18 protein-coding genes and 2 tRNA genes are annotated in these 23,665 nt (G+C 61.0%); 14 read left to right on the forward strand and 6 right to left on the reverse strand.

The genetic code is table 11. From position 1 onward, the window contains the following. Positions 1 to 59: 59 nt before the first annotated feature. The 4 genes from QCBJ_RS15180 to QCBJ_RS15195 form a co-directional block, all read right to left on the reverse strand. A complete protein-coding gene (locus QCBJ_RS15180; protein ID WP_093542822.1) occupies positions 60 to 1,625 on the reverse strand; it encodes an iron ABC transporter permease in 1,566 nt (521 codons plus the stop codon). Further along, entirely contained in the window at positions 1,625 to 2,650 is a 1,026-nt protein-coding gene (locus QCBJ_RS15185; RefSeq protein ID WP_012721922.1) for an iron ABC transporter substrate-binding protein, read from the reverse strand. The genes QCBJ_RS15180 and QCBJ_RS15185 overlap by 1 nt, the downstream gene beginning before the upstream one ends. 158 nt (positions 2,651 to 2,808) lie before the next feature. Then, positions 2,809 to 2,895 (reverse strand) — tRNA-Leu (locus QCBJ_RS15190). Positions 2,896 to 3,044: 149 nt separating this feature from the next. Beyond that, positions 3,045 to 3,131, reverse strand: a tRNA-Leu gene (locus QCBJ_RS15195). A gap of 214 nt (positions 3,132 to 3,345) precedes the next feature. Between QCBJ_RS15195 and rnr the strand changes: the two genes are divergently transcribed. The 13 genes from rnr (at position 3,346) to QCBJ_RS15260 (ending at position 21,627) form a co-directional block, all read left to right on the forward strand. After that, on the forward strand, positions 3,346 to 5,982 hold the full coding sequence (rnr, locus tag QCBJ_RS15200) for a ribonuclease R (RefSeq protein WP_012721923.1): 2,637 nt from the start codon (positions 3,346 to 3,348) through the stop codon (positions 5,980 to 5,982). Then, the gene (gene rlmB, locus QCBJ_RS15205; protein ID WP_012721924.1) at positions 5,979 to 6,734 is read left to right on the forward strand and encodes a 23S rRNA (guanosine(2251)-2'-O)-methyltransferase RlmB; all 756 of its coding nucleotides are present in this window, start codon (positions 5,979 to 5,981) and stop codon (positions 6,732 to 6,734) included. The genes rnr and rlmB overlap by 4 nt, the downstream gene beginning before the upstream one ends. 307 nt (positions 6,735 to 7,041) lie before the next feature. Next, a complete protein-coding gene (gene rpsF, locus QCBJ_RS15210) occupies positions 7,042 to 7,464 on the forward strand; it encodes a 30S ribosomal protein S6 (RefSeq protein WP_003236224.1) in 423 nt (140 codons plus the stop codon). 28 nt (positions 7,465 to 7,492) lie between these two features. Then, positions 7,493 to 7,723, forward strand: a complete 231-nt coding sequence (gene rpsR, locus QCBJ_RS15215) for a 30S ribosomal protein S18 (protein ID WP_002551829.1) — start codon at positions 7,493 to 7,495, stop codon at positions 7,721 to 7,723. A gap of 36 nt (positions 7,724 to 7,759) precedes the next feature. Beyond that, a complete protein-coding gene (locus QCBJ_RS15220) occupies positions 7,760 to 8,653 on the forward strand; it encodes a hypothetical protein (RefSeq protein ID WP_012721925.1) in 894 nt (297 codons plus the stop codon). Positions 8,654 to 8,671: 18 nt separating this feature from the next. Beyond that, a complete protein-coding gene (rplI, locus tag QCBJ_RS15225; RefSeq protein WP_003171376.1) occupies positions 8,672 to 9,118 on the forward strand; it encodes a 50S ribosomal protein L9 in 447 nt (148 codons plus the stop codon). A gap of 110 nt (positions 9,119 to 9,228) precedes the next feature. Further along, a complete protein-coding gene (dnaB, locus tag QCBJ_RS15230; RefSeq protein WP_012721926.1) occupies positions 9,229 to 10,626 on the forward strand; it encodes a replicative DNA helicase in 1,398 nt (465 codons plus the stop codon). Between the two features lie 96 nt (positions 10,627 to 10,722). Continuing rightward, positions 10,723 to 13,026: a YgiQ family radical SAM protein gene (locus QCBJ_RS15235; RefSeq protein ID WP_012721927.1), complete on the forward strand. Its 2,304-nt coding sequence runs from the start codon at positions 10,723 to 10,725 to the stop codon at positions 13,024 to 13,026. A gap of 221 nt (positions 13,027 to 13,247) precedes the next feature. Further along, positions 13,248 to 14,171 carry an NAD synthetase gene (locus QCBJ_RS15240; protein WP_093542818.1) on the forward strand — a complete coding sequence of 308 codons (924 nt, stop codon included), beginning with the start codon at positions 13,248 to 13,250 and terminating at the stop codon, positions 14,169 to 14,171. Then, on the forward strand, positions 14,164 to 14,613 hold the full coding sequence (locus QCBJ_RS15245; protein WP_093542815.1) for a hypothetical protein: 450 nt from the start codon (positions 14,164 to 14,166) through the stop codon (positions 14,611 to 14,613). Before QCBJ_RS15240 ends, QCBJ_RS15245 begins: the two co-directional genes overlap by 8 nt. A gap of 188 nt (positions 14,614 to 14,801) precedes the next feature. Continuing rightward, the gene (locus tag QCBJ_RS15250; RefSeq protein WP_102061135.1) at positions 14,802 to 18,092 is read left to right on the forward strand and encodes a DUF2126 domain-containing protein; all 3,291 of its coding nucleotides are present in this window, start codon (positions 14,802 to 14,804) and stop codon (positions 18,090 to 18,092) included. Positions 18,093 to 18,250: 158 nt separating this feature from the next. Then, positions 18,251 to 20,737, forward strand: a complete 2,487-nt coding sequence (locus QCBJ_RS15255) for a circularly permuted type 2 ATP-grasp protein (protein ID WP_012721931.1) — start codon at positions 18,251 to 18,253, stop codon at positions 20,735 to 20,737. After that, positions 20,737 to 21,627, forward strand: coding sequence for a transglutaminase family protein (locus tag QCBJ_RS15260; RefSeq protein WP_046033929.1), 891 nt, complete (start codon positions 20,737 to 20,739; stop codon positions 21,625 to 21,627). The genes QCBJ_RS15255 and QCBJ_RS15260 overlap by 1 nt, the downstream gene beginning before the upstream one ends. Before the next feature lie 46 nt (positions 21,628 to 21,673). Here the strand turns inward: QCBJ_RS15260 and QCBJ_RS15265 are convergent, their stop codons facing one another. Beyond that, the gene (locus QCBJ_RS15265; protein WP_043204701.1) at positions 21,674 to 21,862 is read right to left on the reverse strand and encodes a hypothetical protein; all 189 of its coding nucleotides are present in this window, start codon (positions 21,860 to 21,862) and stop codon (positions 21,674 to 21,676) included. Between the two features lie 332 nt (positions 21,863 to 22,194). On the opposite strand from QCBJ_RS15265, the gene azu reads away from it, so the two are divergent. Continuing rightward, on the forward strand, positions 22,195 to 22,641 hold the full coding sequence (azu, locus tag QCBJ_RS15270; protein ID WP_010213586.1) for an azurin: 447 nt from the start codon (positions 22,195 to 22,197) through the stop codon (positions 22,639 to 22,641). A gap of 195 nt (positions 22,642 to 22,836) precedes the next feature. On the opposite strand, the gene nadE is transcribed toward azu, so the two are convergent. Further along, positions 22,837 to 23,664 carry an ammonia-dependent NAD(+) synthetase gene (gene nadE / locus QCBJ_RS15275; RefSeq protein ID WP_064053969.1) on the reverse strand — a complete coding sequence of 276 codons (828 nt, stop codon included), beginning with the start codon at positions 23,662 to 23,664 and terminating at the stop codon, positions 22,837 to 22,839. Position 23,665: the final 1 nt, after the last annotated feature.

Here is a 23,665-nt window from a genome sequence, read left to right on the forward strand (position 1 = left end):
TGCATTCCAGCGTTGGAACTCGGTCAACTGTGGGAGGGGGCTTGCCCCCGATAGCGGTTTCAGCGGCTCAAATACATCCGTGTCGTGAGCAGGTAAACCGGCAACCCCGACACCACTATCAACAGCGCCGCATACGGCGCCGCCGCCGCGAATTCCACATTCGAGGTGTGCGCCCACACCGCTGTCGCCAATGTATTCAACCCTGTCGGACTGAGCAGCAATGTCGCCGTCAATTCCTTCATCGCATCCAGGAACACCAGCGCAAACGCCGCGCCCAAGGCCGGGAAAATAATCGGCAAGGTAACCCGACAAAACGCGCTGAACGACGACGCCCCGAGCGTGCGTGCGGCCTCTTCCAGTTGCGGCGCCGCCTTGTTCAGGGCCGTACGAATCGGTGCCTGAGCCAGCGGTAGAAACAACAACGCATACGCGATCAGCAACAATGCCGACGTCTGATACAGCGCCGGCACGTAATGCAGTGCGAAGTACACCAGCGTCAGCGCAATCACCAAACCGGGCAGCGCGTGCAGCAAGTACGGCAGACGCTCGGCCCAGATCGCCAGTTGGCCTTTGTGGCGCACCACCAGCAGCCCCACCGGCACCGCCAATACCAGGCACAGTGCGGCGCCGCCGAGCGACAGCGCCAGGGAGGACAGCAGTGCCTCGCTGATCTCGGCGACCGGGAATGCGGCGGAAGAGCCCACCGCCAGCCAATAACCGAGCATCCCCAGCGGAATGCCACTGCCGATGATTGCCAGCGCCAGGCAATAGGCTTGGCCGAGCGGTGCCCACTTGCCCAGTCGCACCTGCTCTGCATGCCGCGCAGCGCCCTGGCCGATACGAACATGTCTGCCCTTGCCGCGTACCCGTAGCTCCAGCCATAGCAGGGTCAGGCACATCATCAGCAGCACTGCCGACAGCATCGCGGCATTGGCATTGCTGAATTCCAGCTCGAATTGTTGATAGATCGCGGTGGTAAAGGTCTGCAGGCCGATGATCGACAAGGCGCCGAACTCCACCAGCATATGCAAGGCGATCAAGAGGGCTCCCGCCAGTAGCGAAGGCCACAGCAAAGGCAGCGTAATCCGAAAAAACACGCCCCAGCGATTCAGTCCCAGCGTTCGTGCAGACTCCTCCAGGGATGGATCAAGATTGCGCAATGTCGCCGCCACCGGCAGAAACACCAGCGGGTACTTGGACAGGCTCATCACCAGGATGGCGCCGCCCAGCCCTTCGAAATGGGCGCTGAGCGACACCCAGGTAAAGCTGCTGACAAAGGCGGGTACCGCAAACGGCAGGCACAGCACCACGCCCCAGATACGTCGCCCCGGCAGGTTGCTGCGTTCCAGCAACCAGGCCAGGGACAGGCCGACCACGCCGCATACCAGCGTCACGCCGACCATCAATGCCAGGGTATTGCGCAGCAACCCGAACACATACGGCCGCCACAGCAGATGCACCGCCTCCGCCCAGCCGGCCTGCCAGGCCTTGAGTCCGACATACACCAGCGGCAGCAGGCTCAAGCCCACCAGGAACAGGACGGGCAGCACCAGCCAGATCGACGGGCGCTTGCGCCTTGGGCGCAACCCCCCGTGCAGGGCGGAAGCGGGTAGCGATGGGTTCATCAGTTCAAGCCAACGTCACGTTCCAGGTCCAGGGCTTCTTCGGCGTTGCCCAGGTCGGCGGGGGTGACTTTCGGCGGTTGCAGCTCACTGAAAGGCTTGAGGCCGCGGTTGGATTCCATGCCTTTACGCAGCGGGTATTCCGCCGAGGTGTTGGTAATCACGCGTTGGCCTTCTTCACTGGCCATGAATGCCAGCAGTTGCTGGGCTTCCTTGGGATGTTTGCTGGATTTCAATGCGGCGGCGGAGGACACGGTGATCAGGCCGCCAGCATCGCCGTTGGTGAAGTAATGCAGTTGGGAATCCAGGTTGGTTTTTTCCTTTTTCAGGGCAAACCAGTAATAGTTATTCACCAGCACAGTGGCCACTTCGCCATTTTCCACAGCCTTGAGGGCGACCATGTTGTTGCTGTACACCTTGCCGAAAGCGCGCAAACCGGTCAGCCATTCTTCAGCCGCCTCGCGACCGTGCAGCTTGATGATCGCCACGGCTTGTTCCTGGAAGGCGCCGCTGGTGGGGACAAAGCCGACTTTGCCTTGCCACTCGGGACCGGCGAAATCCAGAACCGACTTGGGCAAGTCTTTTTCAGCAATCAGTTTCGGATTAAAGGCCACGACGCGGGTGCGTGCGGTCACGCCCATCCAGTCGCCATGGGCGCCAACATAGTCCTTGGGCAATACGTCGAGTGTGCTGGCGTCAATCTTGGCCAGCAGGCCTTGCTCGCCGAGTTTGTTCAGCGGCGGCGACTCTTCGGTGTAGATCACGTCGGCGGGGGAGCGGTCGCCTTCTTCGACGACCTGGCTGGCCAGCTGGTTGCTGCTGCCTTTGCGCACGTTGACGTGGATACCGGTTTTGGCCTCAAAGGCCTTGGCGAGCTCGTCGCCGACCTCTTTGTGCTGGCCGTTGTACAGGGTCAATGAGACCTTGTCGGCGGAATAGGCGGTAGGCGAGAGCAGGGTCAGGCCGAGCAGGGTGATGGTCAGGCCACGCAGAAGGGATGTCTTGAGACGGGTATCGCGGATCATCATCCGGGGTGTTCCTCACTTGTATGCAACAAATACTTACAAGGATAAACGATAAAACTTCTCAAGTGCGGACGAGGGGCAAATCGCTGGGGAAGTTTCCACGCTGATTTTTTCAAACCCCAGAAACGAAAAAACCCGCTTTCGCGGGTTTGATCTAAATTTGGTGCCCAGGAGAAGACTCGAACTTCCACGACCTTGCGATCACCAGCACCTGAAGCTGGCGTGTCTACCAATTTCACCACCTGGGCATTATCAACGCTTGCGCTGTTGATGGAGCGAACTATACGGAGGGCTTTTTGATCTGTAAACCCCTGATTCAAAAAAATAAATCAAGTTTTCTGTTGAAAATCAAAGGCCTGAAACGAAAAAACCCGCTTTCGCGGGTTTGATCTGAATTTGGTGCCCAGGAGAAGACTCGAACTTCCACGACCTTGCGATCACCAGCACCTGAAGCTGGCGTGTCTACCAATTTCACCACCTGGGCAGCATCAACAACGTTGCCGTCGTCGATGGCGCGCACTATACAGAGGGGATTTTAAGCTGTAAACCCCCGCCATGAAAAAAGCCTGGAAAATTTCGCCAGTGGTCGTGCAAGGTGTGCGCTGGGGGCTTTAAAAGGCTTGTTGACGTCTGAAATTTCCCGTTTCAATACGCGTATGCCAAACTAACCCGCATATAGACAAGGTGAAAACTCTCTAATGGCCGATTGGCAGTCCCTCGATCCCGAGGCCGCTCGTGAAGCGGAAAAATATGAAAACCCTATTCCTAGCCGCGAACTGATCCTGGCGCACCTCGCCGATCGGGGTTCGCCTGCTAGCCGCGAGCAGCTGGTTGAAGAGTTCGGTCTGACCACCGAAGACCAGCTCGAAGCCCTGCGCCGCCGTTTGCGTGCCATGGAGCGCGATGCTCAATTGATCTATACCCGCCGTGGTACTTACGCGCCGGTGGATAAGCTCGACCTGATCCTGGGCCGCATTGCCGGCCATCGTGACGGCTTCGGCTTCCTGATCCCGGACGACGGCAGTGACGACCTGTTCATGAGCCCGGCGCAAATGCGCCTGGTGTTCGATGGCGACCGTGCCCTGGCACGCGTGTCGGGCCTGGACCGTCGCGGTCGTCGCGAAGGTGTGATCGTCGAAGTGGTGTCCCGTGCCCACGAGTCCATCGTCGGCCGTTATTTCGAAGAAGGCGGCATCGGCTTTGTGGTGCCGGATAACCCGAAGGTCCAGCAGGAAGTGCTGATTACCCCGGGCCGCAATGGCGCCGCCAAGGTCGGCCAGTTCGTCGAGGTGAAAATCACCCACTGGCCAACGGCACGCTTCCAGCCTCAAGGCGATATCGTTGAAGTGGTCGGCAACTACATGGCGCCGGGCATGGAAATCGACGTCGCGCTGCGCACCTACGATATTCCTCACGTCTGGCCTGAGGCTGTGCTGAAAGAAGCCGCCAAGCTCAAGCCGGAAGTTGAAGAGAAAGACAAAGAAAAACGCATCGACCTGCGCCATCTGCCGTTCGTCACCATCGACGGCGAAGATGCCCGCGACTTCGACGATGCGGTCTACTGCGAAGCCAAGCCTGGCAAGCTGCGCCTGTTCTCCGGCGGCTGGAAGTTGTTCGTCGCGATTGCGGACGTGTCCAGCTACGTGAAAATCGGTTCGGCCCTGGACAACGAGGCTCAGGTGCGCGGCAACTCCGTGTATTTCCCTGAGCGCGTGATCCCGATGCTGCCTGAGCAGCTGTCCAACGGCCTGTGCTCCCTGAACCCGAAAGTCGACCGTTTGGCCATGGTGTGCGAGATGACCATCTCGAAAACCGGCGAAATGACCGATTACCAGTTCTACGAAGCGGTGATCCATTCCCAGGCGCGCCTGACCTACAACAAGGTCAGCACCATCCTGGAACAGCCAAAAACCAGCGAAGCCAAAGCGCTGCGTGGCGAGTACGGGCATGTCGTGCCGCACCTCAAGCAGCTTTACGCTTTGTACAAAGTCTTGTTGGGCGCACGTCATGTGCGGGGTGCGATCGATTTTGAAACCCAGGAAACCCGGATTGTCTTCGGTTCCGAGCGCAAAATCGCCGCCATCACCCCGACCACGCGCAACGACGCACACAAACTGATCGAGGAATGCATGCTGGCGGCCAACGTGGCCACCGCTGAATTCCTGAAGAAGCACGAGATCCCTGCGTTGTACCGTGTACACGACGGTCCGCCGCCGGAGCGTCTGGAAAAACTGCGCGCGTTCCTCGGTGAGCTCGGCCTGTCCCTGCACAAAGGCAAGGACGGCCCGACGCCCAAGGATTACCAGGCATTGCTGGCGAGCATCAAGGACCGTCCGGATTATCATGTGATCCAGACCGTCATGCTGCGCTCCCTGAGCCAGGCGGTGTACAGCGCCGACAACCAGGGCCACTTCGGCCTGAATTACGAGGCGTACACCCACTTCACCTCGCCGATTCGCCGTTACCCGGATCTGCTCACGCACCGCGCGATCCGCAGCGTGATCCACTCCAAGCAGAACACGCCGCACGTCCAGCGCGCCGGTGCCATGACCATTCCGAAGGCACGGATCTATCCGTACGACGAAGCGGCCCTGGAACAGTTGGGCGAGCAGTGCTCCATGAGCGAGCGCCGCGCCGATGAAGCCACCCGTGACGTCGTGAACTGGCTCAAGTGCGAGTTCATGAAAGACCGCGTGGGCGAGTCGTTCCCAGGTGTGATCACCGCCGTGACCGGCTTTGGCCTGTTCGTCGAGCTGACCGATATCTACGTCGAGGGTCTGGTGCATGTCACCGCCTTGCCGGGCGACTACTACCACTTCGACCCTGTGCATCACCGCTTGGCGGGCGAGCGCACCGGTCGCAGCTTCCGCTTGGGCGACACGGTTGAAGTGCAGGTGATGCGCGTCGACCTCGACGAGCGCAAGATCGATTTCGGCATGCCTGACAAACCCGCCGAAGCGCCGAACAGCCGTAAAAAGCGTGGCAGCGAACCTGCTGCGCCAGCCAGCAAAGGCAAGGGCGCTCCTGCGAAAGCAGCGGCTGCCGAGCCTGCGCCGGCCAAGGCCGGTCGTCGTTCTTCTGCCAAGGACAAGGCCCCCGAAGCCTACCGCCCAAGCGACGCAGCGGCGAAGAACGCCGAACTGCGCAAGAGCCGTGAGTTGAAGCAGCAGTTGCTCAACGAAGCCAAAAGCGGTGGTAAAGCGGCGTCTGGGGGAAAGTCCCGCGAGGCGGAAAAACCGTCGAGCAAGCCAAGTAAACACCGTAAAGGCCCGCCCAAGGCGGGTTCGGCTCCCGCGAAAAGCGGCGGGTCGCGCAAACCTAAGGCCAAGTCATGAGTCTGGAAAAAATCTACGGCGTACACGCCGTAGAAGCACTGCTGCGTCACCACCCTAAACGCGTCAAGCAAGTGTGGTTGGCAGAAGGTCGCAGCGAGCCGCGCGTGCAAGCGCTGGTCGAGTTGGCCACCCAAAACAAAGTTGCCATCGGCCAGGCCGAGCGTCGTGAAATGGACGTGTGGGTTGAAGGCGTTCACCAGGGTGTGGTGGCGGACGTCAGTCCTAGCCAGGTCTGGGGCGAAGCCATGCTCGACGAGCTGCTCGACCGCACCGAAGGCGCGCCGCTGTTGCTGGTGCTGGACGGCGTGACCGACCCGCACAACCTCGGCGCCTGCCTGCGTTCGGCGGATGCTGCCGGCGCGTTGGCGGTGATCGTGCCTAAAGACAAGTCGGCGACCCTGACGCCGGTTGTGCGTAAAGTCGCCTGTGGCGCGGCCGAAGTGATTCCGCTGGTCGCCGTGACCAACCTGGCGCGCACCCTGGAGAAGCTCCAGCAACGCGGCCTGTGGGTCGTGGGTACGGCGGGGGAGGCTGAGGTCAGCATTTATGACCAGGACCTCACCGGCCCGACCATCCTGATCATGGGTGCAGAAGGCAAGGGCATGCGTCGCCTGACCCGCGAGCATTGCGACTACCTGGTGCATTTGCCGATGGCCGGCAGTGTCAGCAGCCTCAACGTGTCGGTCGCGACCGGCGTGTGCCTGTTTGAAGCCCGGCGCCAACGGGGTGCCAAGGCCAAGACCAAGAAGTAGTCAGGCCTGGCGCAAGACTCAATGTGGGAGGGGGCTTGCCCCCGATAGCGGTGTCTCAGTTGCATATAATGTGGCTGATCCTTCGTAATCGGGAGCAAGCCCCTTCCCACATTTGCGTTTGTGGTGTTTGGGGGGTTGTTCAAATAATCACCAATCACCTTGCGCGCTTCCTCCCCCTTCTCTACAATTGCGCCCCTTGCCTTCCTGGCGGGCACCGATGTGCCTCCCTGCGGCAAGATCCATAAGTGTCATTCACTCCTTGTCTGACCGTTTTTGAGCGGCAGGCTACAACCCGTAAGGAGCATTCATGCGTCATTACGAAATCATCTTTTTGGTCCACCCGGATCAAAGCGAGCAAGTCGGCGGCATGGTTGAGCGTTACACCAAGCTGATCGAAGAAGACGGCGGCAAAATCCACCGTCTGGAAGATTGGGGCCGTCGTCAACTGGCCTACGCAATCAACAATGTTCACAAGGCTCACTACGTGATGCTGAACGTTGAGTGCACTGGCAAGGCCCTGGCCGAGCTGGAAGACAACTTCCGCTACAACGATGCAGTGATCCGTAACCTGGTCATCCGTCGCGAAGAAGCCGTTACCGGCCAATCCGAGATGCTCAAGGCTGAAGAAAACCGCAGTGAGCGCCGTGAGCGTCGCGACCGTCCTGAGCACGAAGGCGCTGATAGCGCTGACAGTGATGACAGCGACAACAGCGATAACGCTGACGAGTAATCCACGGACCTTTTAAGGAGCCTATCAAATGGCACGTTTCTTCCGTCGTCGTAAATTCTGCCGCTTCACCGCTGAAGACGTGAAAGAGATCGATTACAAAGATCTCAACACTCTGAAAGCCTACGTATCCGAGACCGGCAAAATCGTTCCAAGCCGTATCACCGGTACCAAAGCACGTTATCAGCGTCAGCTGGCCACCGCTATCAAGCGCGCCCGCTTCCTGGCCCTGCTGGCCTACACCGACAGCCACGGCCGCTGAGACCGGGCAGTCGACAAGTAGTAAGGGATTGAATGCATGCGCGCCTTAGCTGAGTTCATCATGCGCGGTCGCGTGCAGGCCACTCTGGTAGTGGCTGGATGTGCAGCATTGCCGTTGTTGTATTGGTTGGGTGCTGCCGCTGGATGCCTTGTGCTCCTGCGGCGCGGTTTGCGGGACGCCTTTGGCGTCCTGGCCCTGGGATTGCTGGCCGCCTTGATTTGGTGGCTGCAATTGGGCGAACCCAAGGTACTTTTGGTACTGCTGGGGTCGTCGAGCCTTGCGTTGGTTTTACGCGCAAGTGAGTCCTGGGTCCGCACGCTGCTGGTCAGCGTGGCATTGGGGTTGGTGTTTTCGGTGTTGATTGACGCGGCTTTCCGCCCGCAAATCGAGGCGCTGTCGCAAGAGATCGTCAAGATCCTGCCGATGGCCCTCGGGGAACTCTACCAGCAGCTGTCGGTAGAAGAGCGAGCGCGACTGGCAACACTGATTGCACCGGCCCTGATCGGCCTGATGGCGGTAATGATGCAGATCGTCAGCGTGCTGAGCCTGATGCTTGGGCGATATTGGCAGGCGTTGTTGTACAACCCGGGTGGTTTTGGTCGCGAGTTTCGCAGTATCAGAATCCCCGTGGGCCCGGCGATGTTGCTGCTGGCTCTCATGGTTATCGGGCCGAACCTCGGTTCGCAGATGGCCTTGATGGTGCTGTTTTGCAGCGTACCGCTGGTGTTTGCCGGGCTGGCCCTGATTCATGGGCTGGTCGCGCAGAAGCGCCTGGCCAAGTTTTGGCTGGTGGGGATGTACGTAACGATGTTGCTGTTCATGCAGCTGATCTATCCGTTACTCGTGGTTCTGGCCATTGTCGACGGCCTGATTGATTTTCGCGGTCGTCTGGCGCCGAAAGACGCCGATAACGCGAACGGTGAAGGTTAAAAGTTAGAGGATTTTCACATGCAACTGATCCTTCTGGAAAAAGTCGCCAACCTGGGCAACCTGGGCGACAAAGTGAACGTTAAGGCCGGTTACGGTCGTAACTACCTGCTGCCATACGGCAAAGCCACCGCTGCAACCGCTGCCAACCTGGCTGCGTTTGAAGAGCGTCGTGCTGAGCTGGAAAAAGCAGCAGCAGACAAAAAAGCTTCGGCCGAAACTCGCGCTGCCCAACTGGCTGAGCTGGAAGTGACTATCACTGCCACCGCCGGTGACGAAGGCAAGCTGTTCGGTTCGATCGGCACCCACGACATCGCTGATGCACTGACCGCCTCCGGCGTTGAAGTGCAGAAGAGCGAAGTTCGTCTGCCGAACGGCACCATCCGCAACGTAGGCGAATTCGACGTAGCCGTGCACCTGCACGCCGAAGTTGAAGCCACCGTACGCGTTGTCGTGGTAGCAGCTTAAGCAGCACCTAACTGACTGGCACCTCGCGTGTCAGGCAGTTAACATCGGGCACGATCCTGTTTACAGGTCGTGCCTTTTGTTTTTCTACACACCCCTAATTCCAAGTGGCCATGAACGATATTTCAGCTCCTGAGCAATACGATCTGCAAACCGCTGCCCTGAAGGTGCCGCCGCATTCCATCGAGGCCGAACAGGCCGTGCTCGGTGGTTTGATGCTGGACAACAACGCCTGGGAACGCGTGCTGGATCAAGTCTCGGACGGTGATTTCTATCGTCATGACCACCGCCTGATCTTCCGGGCCATCGCTAAGCTGGCCGACCAGAACTCGCCGATCGACGTGGTGACGCTGGCCGAGCAGTTGGACAAGGAAGGCCAGACCTCCCAAGTTGGCGGCCTGGGCTATCTGGGCGAACTGGCGAAAAACACGCCATCTGTCGCCAACATCAAGGCCTATGCCCAGATTGTCCGTGAGCGGGCCACCCTGCGGCAGTTGATCGGCATCAGCACCGAGATCGCCGACAGCGCCTTCAACCCCGAAGGCCGCACCGCCGCCGAGATTCTCGACGAAGCCGAGCGCCAGATCTTCCAGATCGCCGAAGCGCGCCCGAAAACCGGCGGACCGGTCAGCGTCAACGACCTGCTGACCAAGGCCATCGACCGCATCGATACGCTGTTCAACACCGATGCCGCGATTACCGGTATTTCCACCGGTTATGCCGACCTGGACGAGAAAACCAGTGGCCTGCAGCCTTCCGACTTGATCATCGTCGCCGGCCGTCCGTCCATGGGTAAGACCACCTTTGCGATGAACCTGGTGGAAAACGCCGTATTGCGCAGCGACAAGACCGTCCTGGTGTACTCCCTCGAGATGCCAGGTGAATCGTTGATCATGCGGATGCTCTCGTCCCTGGGCCGTATCGACCAGACCAAGGTGCGCTCCGGCCAGTTGGAAGACGACGATTGGCCGCGCCTGACGTCGGCGGTCAACCTGCTCAACGATCGCAAGTTGTTTATCGATGACACCGCCGGTATCAGCCCCTCGGAAATGCGCGCGCGCACCCGCCGCCTGGTGCGTGAGCACGGCGACATCGCGCTGATCATGATCGACTACCTGCAGTTGATGCAGATCCCGGGCTCCAGCGGTGACAGCCGGACCAACGAAATTTCCGAAATTTCCCGGTCCCTCAAAGCCCTGGCCAAGGAATTCAACTGCCCGGTGGTGGCGTTGTCGCAGCTCAACCGTTCCCTGGAACAACGTCCCAACAAGCGCCCGGTGAACTCCGACTTGCGGGAATCCGGAGCGATCGAGCAGGACGCCGACGTAATCATGTTCGTGTACCGCGACGAGGTGTACCACCCCGAGACCGAGCACAAGGGCATCGCCGAGATCATCATCGGCAAGCAGCGGAACGGCCCCATCGGGTTTATCCGGCTGGCCTTCATTGGTAAGTACACCCGCTTCGAAAACCTTGCGCCGGGCAGCTACAACTTCGACGACGACGAGTAACCCGTCTGCTCAATTCCGACCATTACCGTCGGAATTGGTCAAAATTTGTGCTATATTCCGCGCCCGCGATTTTTCATCTCAACACCGGTCACCGTCATGCAAACAGCCAAGCCGTTATTTGACTATCCCAAGTACTGGGCCGAATGTTTCGGCCCTGCGCCATTCCTGCCGATGAGCAGGGAGGAGATGGATCAGCTTGGCTGGGATTCCTGCGACATCATCATCGTCACCGGTGATGCGTACGTTGACCATCCGTCGTTCGGCATGGCGATCATCGGCCGGCTGCTGGAGTCCCAGGGCTTCCGCGTCGGGATCATTGCGCAGCCGAACTGGCAGTCCAAAGACGACTTCATGAAGCTCGGCGAGCCGAACCTGTTCTTCGGTGTCGCGGCCGGCAACATGGACTCGATGATCAACCGCTACACTGCCGACAAGAAAATCCGTTCCGACGACGCCTACACCCCCGGCGGCATGGCCGGCAAACGCCCGGACCGCGCGAGCCTGGTGTACAGCCAGCGTTGCAAGGAAGCCTACAAGAACGTGCCGATCGTACTCGGCGGCATCGAAGCCTCCCTGCGCCGCATCGCCCACTACGACTACTGGCAGGACCGTGTGCGCAACTCGATCCTGATCGATGCCACCGCCGATATCCTGCTGTACGGCAACGCCGAGCGCGCTATCGTCGAAGTTGCCCAGCGCCTGTCGTGGGGCCACAAGATCGAAGACATCACCGACGTGCGCGGCACCGCGTTCATTCGTCGTGATACGCCTGCCGGCTGGTACGAAGTGGACTCCACGCGTATCGACCGTCCGGGCAAGGTCGACAAGATCATCAACCCGTACGTCAACACCCAGGACACCCAGGCCTGCGCCATCGAGCAGGAAAAGGGTCCGGTTGATGATCCGGAAGAAGCCAAGGTCGTGCAGATCCTGGCCAGCCCGCGCATGACCCGCGACAAGACCGTGATCCGCCTGCCATCGGTGGAAAAAGTCCGTGGTGATGCGGTGCTCTATGCCCACGCCAACCGCGTGCTGCACCTGGAAACCAACCCAGGCAACGCCCGCGCCCTGGTGCAGAAGCACGGTGAAGTCGACGTGTGGTTCAACCCACCACCGATTCCGATGACCACCGAAGAAATGGACTACGTGTTCGGCATGCCTTACGCCCGCGTCCCGCACCCGGCGTACGGCAAGGAAAAAATCCCGGCCTACGACATGATCCGTTTCTCGGTGAACATCATGCGTGGCTGCTTCGGCGGCTGCACTTTCTGCTCGATCACCGAGCACGAAGGTCGCATCATCCAGAACCGCTCCGAAGAGTCGATCATTCGCGAAATCGAAGAGATCCGCGACAAGGTCCCAGGTTTTACCGGCGTGATCTCCGACCTCGGCGGCCCGACCGCGAACATGTACCGCATCGCCTGCAAGAGCCCTGAGATCGAATCCGCGTGCCGCAAGCCGTCGTGCGTATTCCCTGGCATCTGCCCGAACCTGAACACCGACCACTCGTCGTTGATCCAGCTTTACCGCAGCGCTCGTGCCTTGCCGGGTGTGAAGAAGATTCTGATCGCTTCCGGCCTGCGCTACGACCTGGCCGTTGAGTCGCCGGAGTACGTCAAAGAGTTGGTCACCCACCACGTCGGTGGCTACCTCAAAATCGCCCCGGAACACACCGAGGAAGGTCCGCTCAACCAGATGATGAAGCCGGGCATTGGCAGCTATGACAAGTTCAAGCGCATGTTCGAGAAGTACACCAAGGAAGCGGGCAAGGAGCAGTACCTGATTCCTTACTTCATCGCCGCCCACCCGGGCACCACCGATGAAGACATGATGAACCTGGCCCTGTGGCTCAAGGGTAACGGCTTCCGCGCCGACCAAGTGCAGGCGTTCTACCCGTCGCCGATGGCCACTGCCACCGCGATGTACCACTCGGGCAAGAACCCGCTGCGCAAGGTCACCTACAAGAGTGACGCGGTGACCATCGTCAAGAGCGAAGAACAGCGCCGTCTGCACAAGGCCTTCCTGCGCTACCACGACCCGAAAGGCTGGCCGATGCTGCGTGAAGCGTTGACCCGCATGGGCCGCGCCGACCTGATTGGGCCGGGTAAGGACCAGTTGATCCCGTTGCACCAGCCGTCTACGGACAGCTACCAGAGTGCGCGTCGTAAGAATTCGACGCCGGCCGGCAGCCACAAAGTGGCCAAGGAAACGACGACCAAGATCCTCACCCAGCACACGGGCCTGCCACCTCGCGGCAGCGATGGCAGCAACCCGTGGGACAAGCGGGAACAAGCCAAGGCCGCGGCCCAGGCGCGCAACAAGCAGGCAGCCAAAGAGCGCACTGATGCGGCCAAGGGCAAGGGTGGCAAGCCTGCGCGCAAGCCGGTCGTGCCGCGTTGAGTCCAGCCTGAACCTGCCAAACGCCAGCCTCGTGCTGGCGTTTTGCTTTCTAGTCGATGGGTAGCCTGTTTGTTAAGGTGGCGGCCATTGAATCGCTATCGGGGGCAAGCCCCCCTCCCACATTCGACCGCATTCTCATGCTGGAACTCGGTCAACTGTGGGAGGGGGCTTGCCCCCGATGAGGCCCCACCGGCCACTATTACTTTCAAGGAAGAACACCCATGGGCAACCCCCTGGCCGGCATCGGCATGGACACCAACCGCTCGCAGTTCATGGCGCGCCAGCGCATTGAAAGCCAGATCAACCTGCCGCGCCTGTTCGCCGCCATCGATGCCGACCCCGGCATTGTTGGTGCGGGTGTTGTGTATATCGACGCCGATTTCAACGTGGTCACCCTGCGCGAATTCCAGCCGATCTGCAGCATTGCCCCCAAACGCATTATTTTGCGTGAAGCGCAGAAATACATCGCCCCGGCGCAGTTTGCGCAACAGGTGCAGGACAATCCCCGCGAATCGCGCCTGGTGGGAGAGGCGATCAACACCTCCCTATCCTGTGCAGGCGCGATCCTCGGTTGGCTTGTGGTGCTCAGCGGCACCGTCGCCGTGCCGTTCACGGCGGGCGCGAGCAGCGTGGTGACGGTTATCGGCTATACCGCTGCCACCGCCAGCACACTCCAGTGTTTTGCCAGTGGCTATCGCGTCAGCAATGAGATCAGTAATCCCGCCAAAAATGACAAGCTCGACAGCTCGGAGTGGTATCAGTACACGATGATCGCGCTGGATGCTGCGTCTTTGATCGGGGTCGGTGCCTCGACGTTGACCACGGTAAAACTGGTGCGGTTGAACCAGGCCACCACCGGTAAAAGCGTTAGGGAAGTGCTGCGCGGATTGAATCGGCAAGAGCGTGCCAAGCTGACGAAGGAGCTGCTCAGCATCCAGGATCCGCGCATGAGCGCCAAAATGCTCAAGTTGAAACAGCTGTCCGGCGAGGCGACCAAGCGTTTCACTCCGGCGCAGGTCAAGCATGCAACGGTGACCCAGATACAGGATGCCCTTGGCGCTGCCATCGGGTTTACCGGCAGTGCGCTTTCGGGGAATGTGCGCACCATTGCCGTGGGGTTGTATGAGGAAATGAGCGATGAATGAGCTGCCCAGCATTCGTAGTTTTCTGGCGCACTATTTTCCGGTCTTCATGGGCGCGATTTTCGCGGCCGTGTTTAGCCTGGTGTTTGCGGTGCCGCTGATTGTCGACAGTTATTTCCCACGCTTGCCGCTGGACGATAACCTCCAGTATTCCTTCTTGGGTGGCCTCGCGCTGACGTGGGGCATCGTGCAGTGCAATTTCATGATCGCGCGCGGGCGGCCGCAGTGGGTATGGCCGCTGGTGATGCTGCTCGCGCTTTGTGTTCTGGCGGCGCTGCCCACTATCGCCTTTGGTCCGCATTGGCTGTCCTATGGCTTGAGCGTGTTGTTCCCCCTGCTGGGATTGCTGTTGCTCAACAGCAGGCGTCACCGCGAAATGCGCCAGAAACTGGTTGAAGTGCGACGGCTGCGCCAAGCCATCATCGCAACGCAAAAAGCGCGCTAGCTGGGTAGATTCACCACTGATCCTCACACGCACGCCACAAATATGTGCGTTACTTGCACCATGGCACCCCCCGCTGGCGCCGTTTTGGTGCTGTACTGCACCGGGTCTTACGATAAAGCGCAACGACGGCCGCTCTGGCATAAGTCTTGCGCGGTTTGTGTCCATGCCCTGGCTCGCAGGAGGCCGCCGTGTCGATTCATGTCGCGTTGCACCACGTTACGCATTACCGTTACGACCGCGCGGTCGAACTCGGCCCGCAGATTGTGCGGTTGCGTCCGGCTGCCCATAGCCGTACGCGGATTTTGTCCTACGCACTGAAAGTGCTGCCCGAGCAGCACTTCATCAATTGGCAGCAAGACCCTCAGGGCAATTACCTGGCGCGCTTGGTGTTTCCGGAAAAGACCGATGAACTGCGCATTGAGGTCGACCTGGTCGCCGAGATGGCGGTGTTCAACCCGTTCGACTTTTTCCTCGAGCCCTATGCCGAAAAAATCCCCTTCCGCTACGCCGCCGATGAACAGCGTGAGCTGGCGCCGTACCTGGAAACCCTGCCGCTGACGCCGAAGTTTGCCGCGTACCTGGCGGGTATCGACCGCACACCTTTGCCGGCGGTGGACTTTCTGGTGGGCCTCAACCAGCGCCTGGCGGCCGATATCGGCTACCTGATCCGCATGGAACCGGGCGTGCAAACGCCGGAATTCACCCTCGAAAACGCCTCCGGCTCGTGCCGCGACTCGGCTTGGCTGCTGGTGCAATTGCTGCGCAACCTCGGGTTGGCGGCACGGTTTGTCTCCGGTTATTTGATCCAACTGACCGCTGACGTCAAAGCCCTTGACGGGCCATCCGGCACGGAAGTGGACTTCACCGACCTGCACGCCTGGTGCGAAGTGTATTTGCCCGGCGCGGGATGGATCGGCTTGGATGCCACCTCCGGGCTGTTCGCCGGTGAAGGCCATATTCCATTGGCCTGCAGTCCCGATCCCTCGTCTGCCGCACCGATCAGTGGGCTGGTGGAGCCGTGCGAGTGCGAATTCACCCACGAAATGTCGGTAGAGCGGATTTGGGAAGCCCCACGGGTCACCAAGCCCTACACCGAAGACCAATGGCTGGCGATCCAGGCCTTGGGCCGGCAGATCGACGGTGACCTGCTCAAGGACGACGTACGCCTGACCATGGGGGGCGAGCCGACCTTCGTGTCCATCGACGACCCCGACGGTGCCGAATGGAACACCGCTGCGCTCGGGCCGGATAAACGCCGCTTGTCTGCCGAACTGTTCCAGCGCATGCGCAAGCACTACGCGCCCAAGGGCCTGGTGCACTTCGGCCAGGGCAAGTGGTATCCCGGCGAGCAGCTGCCGCGCTGGTCGCTCAATTGCTACTGGCGCCGCGACGGTGTGCCGATCTGGCACAACAGCGCGTTGATCGCCGATGAACAGCAGGACTATGGTGCGGACGGCGCGCTGGCCGGGCGTTTCCTGGCCAGCGTCGCTGAACGCCTTAAACTGCCGGCGCGCTTTGTGTTCCCGGCCTTCGAAGACAATTTCTACTACCTGTGGCGTGAAGGCGCGCTGCCGCAAAACGTCACCGCCCAGGACCCGCGCCTGAGCGATGACCTGGAACGCGAGCGCCTGCGCAAAGTGTTCGCCCAGGGCCTGGATAAAATCATCGGCCAAGTGCTGCCCTTGGCGCGCACGGCGGCCAATGACCGCTGGCAAAGCGGGCGCTGGTACCTGCGCGACAACCATTGCCGCCTGGTGCCGGGCGACTCGCCGCTGGGCTACCGCCTGCCATTGGCCTCGCAGCCTTGGGTGACGGCGGCGGAATATCCATTTGTGCACCCGACGGACCCTAACCAGGACCAGCCGGAGCTGCCGACCACCTCCCAACTGCAAAGCCACGGCGAACCCGCGCCGTTTGATGAACGCGTGCCCAAGGTGGACGAGTCCGCCGATTGGCTGACCCGCACGGCCCTGTGCGCCGAAGCACGGGAAGGGCGCCTCTATCTGTTCATGCCGCCCCTGGAACGCGTCGAAGACTATCTGGAACTGGTGGCTGCTATCGAGGCGACGGCCGAGGAACTGCACTGTCCGATGTTGCTGGAAGGCTATGAACCGCCAGCCGACAACCGCCTGAGCAACTTCCGCGTCACCCCGGACCCCGGTGTGATCGAGGTCAACGTGCAGCCGTCCGCCACCTGGGATGAGTTGGTGGAGCGCACCGAATTCCTCTACGAAGAGGCCCGGCAAACCCGCCTCACCACCGAGAAATTCATGATCGACGGGCGCCACACCGGCACCGGCGGCGGTAACCACTTTGTGCTCGGCGGCGCGACGCCCAAGGACTCGCCGTTCCTGCGCCGACCCGATCTGCTGCGCAGTCTGATCAGCTACTGGCATAACCACCCGTCGTTGTCCTACCTGTTCTCCGGTCTGTTCATCGGCCCGACGTCCCAGGCGCCGCGTGTGGACGAGGCGCGCAACGATGCGCTGTACGAGCTGGAAATCGCTTTCGCGCAAATGCCCGAACCCGGTGAAGAATGCCCGCCATGGTTGGTCGACCGCCTGCTGCGTAACCTGCTGATCGACGTAACGGGCAACACCCATCGCGCCGAATTCTGCATCGACAAGCTCTACTCGCCGGATGGCGCCACCGGCCGCTTGGGCCTGCTGGAGCTGCGCGCCTTTGAGATGCCGCCCCACGCACGCATGAGCCTCACGCAACAGCTACTGCTGCGCGCCTTGGTCGCGCGCTTCTGGCGCGAACCCTATGCACCGCCGAAGCTGGCGCGCTGGGGCACCGAGCTGCACGACCGTTTCCTGTTGCCGCACTTTATCGAGCAGGACTTCGCCGACGTGATCGTCGAACTCAACGCGGCCGGCTACCCGCTGCGCGCCGAATGGTTCGCCGCGCACCTGGAATTCCGTTTCCCCAAGGTCGGCGACTATGCCGTCAGCGGTATCGAACTGGAACTGCGCCAGGCCCTGGAACCCTGGCATGTGCTGGGCGAGGAGGGCGCGGTGGGCGGCACGGTGCGCTATGTGGATTCGTCCCTGGAGCGCCTGCAAGTCAAATTGACCGGGCTGCCACCGCAACGCTACCTGCTGACCTGCAACGGCATCCCGGTGCCGCTGCACGCGACCGGGCGCGTGGGTGAGTTCGTCGCAGGCGTGCGTTATCGCGCCTGGCAGCCGGCCAACTGCCTGCAACCGACCATCGCGGTGCATGCGCCGTTGGTGTTTGATCTGCTGGACACCTGGATGCAACGCTCGCTGGGCGGTTGCCAGTACCATGTCGCCCATCCGGGCGGGCGCAATTACGACAGCTTGCCGGTGAATGCCAACGAGGCCGAAAGCCGGCGCATGGCGCGGTTTTTCCGCTTGGGGCACAGCCCAGGGAAACTCCCCGTGCCAAGCCTGGTGATCAACGATGAGTTGCCGATGACCCTGGATCTACGGCGTTTCCCCAATAAAAAAGACTAAACACGATACAAATGTGGGAGGGGGCTTGCTCCCGATTGCGCTGAATCAGCCGATACATGAGTTGACTGACTCACTGCCGTCGGGAGCAAGCCCCCGCCCACATTAGATTTCGGTGAATTTGAATTAAACTGAGCCCCCTTGCCCCTGCCGAGCGTTCCATGTCCGACTTGCTCGACCGTTACCCGCTGACCGCGGGCACCTATCACGAATTGCTGGACGACAGCGGTGCGGTACGTGCCCATTGGCGACGCCTGCTTGACCACCTGCAACGCAGCACCCCCGCGCAACTGGCCCAGCGTCAGGCGTTGCTGACGCGGCAGATCCAGGAAAACGGCGTGACCTACAACGTCTACGCCGACCCCAAGGGCGCCGACCGTCCGTGGGAACTGGACCTGCTGCCCCATGTGCTGGCCGCTGATGAATGGCGGCACCTGTCGGCCGGTATCGCCCAGCGTGCGCGCCTGCTCAATGCCGTGCTCGCCGACTTGTACGGCCCGCAACGCCTGATCAAAGAGGGCTTGCTGCCGGCCGAGCTGGTGTTCGGGCATAACAATTTCCTGTGGCCGTGCCAGGGCATCCAGCCGCCGGACGGTGCGTTCCTGCACCTGTACGCCGTGGACCTGGCGCGCACCCCGGATGGCCGTTGGTGGGTCACCGCGGACCGTACCCAGGCGCCGTCGGGTGCTGGCTATGCATTGGAAAACCGCACCATCGTGTCCCGTGCCTTTCCGGACCTGTACCGTGACCTGCAGGTGCAGCACCTCACCGGTTTTTTCCGCACGCTTCAGGAAACCCTGGCCCGCCAGGCGCCCAGTGATGACCAGCCGCCATTGATCGTGCTGCTCACGCCAGGCCGTTTCAACGAAAGCTACTTCGAACACCTCTACCTCGCGCGCCAACTCGGCTACCCGCTGGTGGAAGGCGGCGATCTCACCGTGCGCGACAGCACCGTGTTCCTGAAAACCCTCAGCGGCCTGCGCCGGGTACACGCGATCATGCGCCGCCTGGATGACGATTTCTGCGACCCGCTGGAACTGCGCACCGACTCGGCCCTCGGCGTGCCTGGCCTGCTCGATGCCGTGCGCCAAGGCAATGTGCTGGTGGCCAATGCCCTGGGCAGTGGCGTGCTGGAATCCCCGGGCTTGCTTGGCTTTTTACCCAAGATCAACGAATTCCTGTTCGGTGAAACGCTGATCCTGCCGTCTATCGCCACGTGGTGGTGCGGTGAAGCACCGGTGCTCGCCGAAGCCCTGGAGAAACTGCCGGAACTGCTGATCAAGCCCGCGTTTCCGTCGCAAAGTTTCGCCCCGGTATTTGGCCGTGACCTGAACGATGAACAGCGCCAGGCCTTGGCCGAGCGCATGCGCGCGCGCCCTTACGCCTACGTCGCCCAGGAACTGGCGCAATTGTCCCAGGCGCCGGTATGGCACACCGTGGATGACCACCTGCAGCACCGCGCCATCGGCATGCGCGTGTACGCCGTGGCCAGCGCCGAGGGTTACCGTGTGCTGCCTGGTGGCCTGACGCGGGTGGCCGCCGAGGCTGATGCCGAAGTGGTGTCGATGCAGCGCGGTGGGGCAAGCAAGGACACGTGGGTGCTGGGTGAACGCGCCGCCGGTGGCGAGCAGTGGCGCGCGCAGCGCGCGATCGGCGCCCACGACCTGGTGCGCCGCGATCCTTATCTGCCGTCCCGCGTGGTGGAAAACCTGTTCTGGTTTGGTCGTTACTGCGAGCGCTGTGATGACAGCGCGCGCTGGTTGCGCATCGTGCTGGCGCGCTATGTGGATGGCGACGATCCGTTGGCCTTGCAAGCGGCCGTCGAGCTGGGTGAAAACCTGCGCCTGCTGCCGGAGGAGGGCGAGTTGCCCGAACGCCTGCTGGCTGCGCTGCTCGGTGACGACTGGCCGTCGAGCTTGCGCGCCAACCTGCAACGCTTGCAGTGGGCGGCATCCCAGGTGCGCGGCAAGTTGTCCAGGGAGAACTGGCAGGCCTTGGTAGAGCTGCAGCGCGAAGCCATGGAGCTGGAAAGCGACACCCCGGACTTTGGCGAATTGCTGGATTTCCTCAACCGCCTGGTGATGTCCCTGGCGGCGCTGTCCGGGTTTGCCCTGGACGACATGACCCGCGACGAAGGCTGGCGCTTCTTGATGATGGGCCGGCGCATCGAGCGCCTGCAATTCCTCAGCAGCAGCCTCGCGGCGTTTTTACGTGGCGTGGCGGTGTTTGATCAGGCGGGGTTGGAGTGGTTGCTGGAGCTGGGCAACAGCAGCATCACCTACCGCTCGCGTTACCTGGCCGTGCCGCAGTTGATCCCGGTGCTCGACCTGCTGCTGCTGGACGAGCAGAACCCCCATGCAGTGTTGTTCCAATTGAAACTGGTGAGCCGCACCCTGCGGCGGCTCAACGATGATTTCGGCGTGCCTCGGGAAACCGGTCTCGCCCCGTTGATCGAACGTTTGGCGCGTTTCGACCTGGGCTGCCTGGAGAACCCGTTGTTTGGCGAGTCCAGTGTGCGTGCTGCGTTGGATGGCCTGGCGGACCTGCTGCAAGCGGTCGCCGATGAGAGTGGGCAAGTGTCGGATCGCCTGGCCTTGCGCCATTTCGCCCATGTGGATGATGTCAGCCAGCAAACGGTGTCGGTGTGATGAGTGCGCGCTACCAGATTTTCCACGATACCCATTACCACTACGACAGCGCGGTGTCCCTGGCCCAGCAGTTGGCGCACCTGTGGCCTCGGCCGTGCGCCTGGCAGCGCTGCAGTTCGCAGCAGTTGGAGATCAGCCCGCAGCCATCGTCACGTCGCGATGAGCTGGATGTGTTCGGCAACCCGATAACGCGCCTGGCCTTTGAGCGACCCCATGATGAATTGCTGGTGAACGCCGGGCTGACCGTGGAAGTGCTGGCGCGGCCGGCATTGGATTTCCGGCAGTCGCCGCCCTGGGACCAGACCCGCGATAGCCTCACCTACAGCAGCCAGGCCATGTCCGCTGAGCTGATCGAGGCTTGCCGCTACCGTTTTGAATCGCCCTACGTGCACCTGAAAAAAACCTTCGTCGAGTTTTCAGAAAGTTGTTTCCCGCCGGGCAAACCGTTGTTGCTGGGGGTGCAGGCGCTGATGGAGAAAATCTTCAGCGAGTTCACCTTCGATGCCGAAGCCACCCAGGTCGCCACGCCGCTGGTAGAGGTGCTGGAGCGACGACGCGGTGTGTGCCAGGACTTCGCCCACCTGATGCTCGCCTGCCTGCGCTCGCGCGGGCTGGCGGCGCGCTACATCAGCGGCTACCTGCTCACCCAGCCACCGCCCGGCCAGCCACGGCTGATCGGCGCCGATGCGTCCCATGCATGGGTGTCGGTGTATTGCCCGGTGTCGGGCTGGGTGGATTTTGATCCGACAAACAATGTGCAACCGGCACTGGAGCACATCACCCTGGCCTGGGGCCGGGATTTCTCTGATGTGTCGCCGTTGCGAGGGGTGATTCTGGGAGGGGGGAACCATGACCCGGAAGTGCGGGTGACGGTGATGCCGCTGGAATAACGGTTGATTGTGCCGAGCCGGAGGCGCCGGCTCAGCACAAAGGAAATTATTCAGCCGGATCTTTTGGTGTTTCGGTCGCGTCGCTCGTTACTTCAACATCACCCTCAGCATCCGGGTTCAGTGCGCCGGCTTCTTCATCTGCAGCGGCTTTCTTGCGTTGCAGTTTTTCCTCTTTCTTCTGTTCCTTGGCCAAGTCTCTCTGACGTTTGGCGAAGGAGTAATTAGGTTTGGCCATGGGCGATCCTCTAGGGTCGAAGGTGAGGGTGGCGGCACGCAGCTGCCTTGGGACGACATGGTAGCAGCTTCAAGGTGCGCTTGGCCTTCACTTACCGCAGGCGTAGGCAGCCAACAGGCCGTTGAACAGTTGATTGAGGTGCATGGCTCGGACTCCAGTGGGTGATGGGCCGATCATAGGCAGGTGGCAGTACTTTGGCTGGTTGATTGTGTTGATCAGTCTGATAGCCTAAAGTTGTATACAATCTGTTGATTCAGATCATAAGAATTTATGCCTGTATCAGGCACCCTTGTCGCATGACGTATTGTTTAAACCCTGCCTTGGAGATTCACATGTTTGCCAAACTCGTTGCTGTTTCCCTGCTGACTCTGGCGAGCGGCCAGTTGCTTGCTGCAGAGTGCAAGGTCACCGTCGACTCCACTGACCAGATGTCCTTCAACACCAAAGCCATTGAAATCGACAAGAGCTGCAAGACATTCACCGTCGAGCTGACTCACTCCGGCAACTTGCCGAAAAACGTCATGGGTCATAACTGGGTGCTGACCAGTGCGGCCAACATGCAGCCGGTGGCCACCGATGGCATGGCTGCCGGTATTGATAAGGACTACCTGAAGCCAGGTGACGACCGCATCATCGCCCACACCAAAATCATCGGTGCCGGCGAGAAAGACTCGGTGACCTTCGACGTGTCGAAGCTGGCCGCCGGGACTGACTATGCGTTCTTCTGCTCGTTCCCAGGCCACATCTCGATGATGAAAGGCACTGTGACGGTTAAGTAAGCCGACGCCGGTCGAAAAAAAAGCGCCCTGAAGGGCGCTTTTTTGTGGGCGGTCAGTTGAACCGAGTCATCGTTCATCGCAGGCAAGCCAGCTCCCACATTCCACCGCATTCTCATGCTGGAAGCCGGTCAACTGTGGGAGCTGGCTTGCCTGCGATAGCGGTCTAACAGTCAACGCCAGCCTATCTGGTTCACCTCACGGCGCAAACGGCATGACCCGCTTGTGCTCAGTCTTGCGGTACGTCTCGCAGATAATCTGGAACGCTTCCTCACGCACCGGCTCACCGTGCAGAAAGGCATCGATCTCGGCGTAGGTCACGCCATGGGACGCTTCATCCGGCTTGCCCGGCGACAAGTCTTCCAGGTCGGCCGTCGGAACCTTCTCCACCAGCGACTCCGGCGCCCCAAAGTGCCGTGCAATCGCACGCACCTGGTTCTTCACCAGCCCGCTCAACGGTGCCAAATCGCAGGCCCCATCACCGAACTTGGTGAAAAAACCCATCACCGCTTCCGCCGCATGGTCGGTACCGATCACCAGCCCACCCGCCGCGCCCGCGATGGTGTACTGCGCCACCATGCGCATGCGCGCCTTGGTGTTGCCCAGCACGAAATCGCGGGACACCGCCGCCTTGCCTTCGAACGCCGCCACTTCATTGGCCAGGGCTTTCACCGCTGGGCCGATGTTCACGGTGTGACGCTCGTCGGGCTCGATAAAGTCCACCGAGGCCTGGGCGTCGAGCTCATCGAACTGGGTTTCGTAGGGCAGGCGCACGGCGATAAAACGGTAGGCCTCATCACCGGTGCTGGCGCGCAGTTCCTGCATCGCGCGTTGGGCGAGCAGGCCGGCAGTCAGGGAGTCGACGCCACCACTGATGCCCAGCACCAACGTTTTGAGCCCGGAATTGCGCAGGCAATCCTGGATAAAGGTCACGCGGCGGGCAACCTCGGCCTCAAGGGCGGCCTGGTCGTTAAACGGCGCTTGGACCTTGAGCTGTTCAGCAATCTCACGCTGTACGGCTTGCATG

It is taken from the genome of Pseudomonas sp. QC2, assembly GCF_002859085.1.
Classification (GTDB): Bacteria; Pseudomonadota; Gammaproteobacteria; order Pseudomonadales; family Pseudomonadaceae; genus Aquipseudomonas; species Aquipseudomonas petroselini.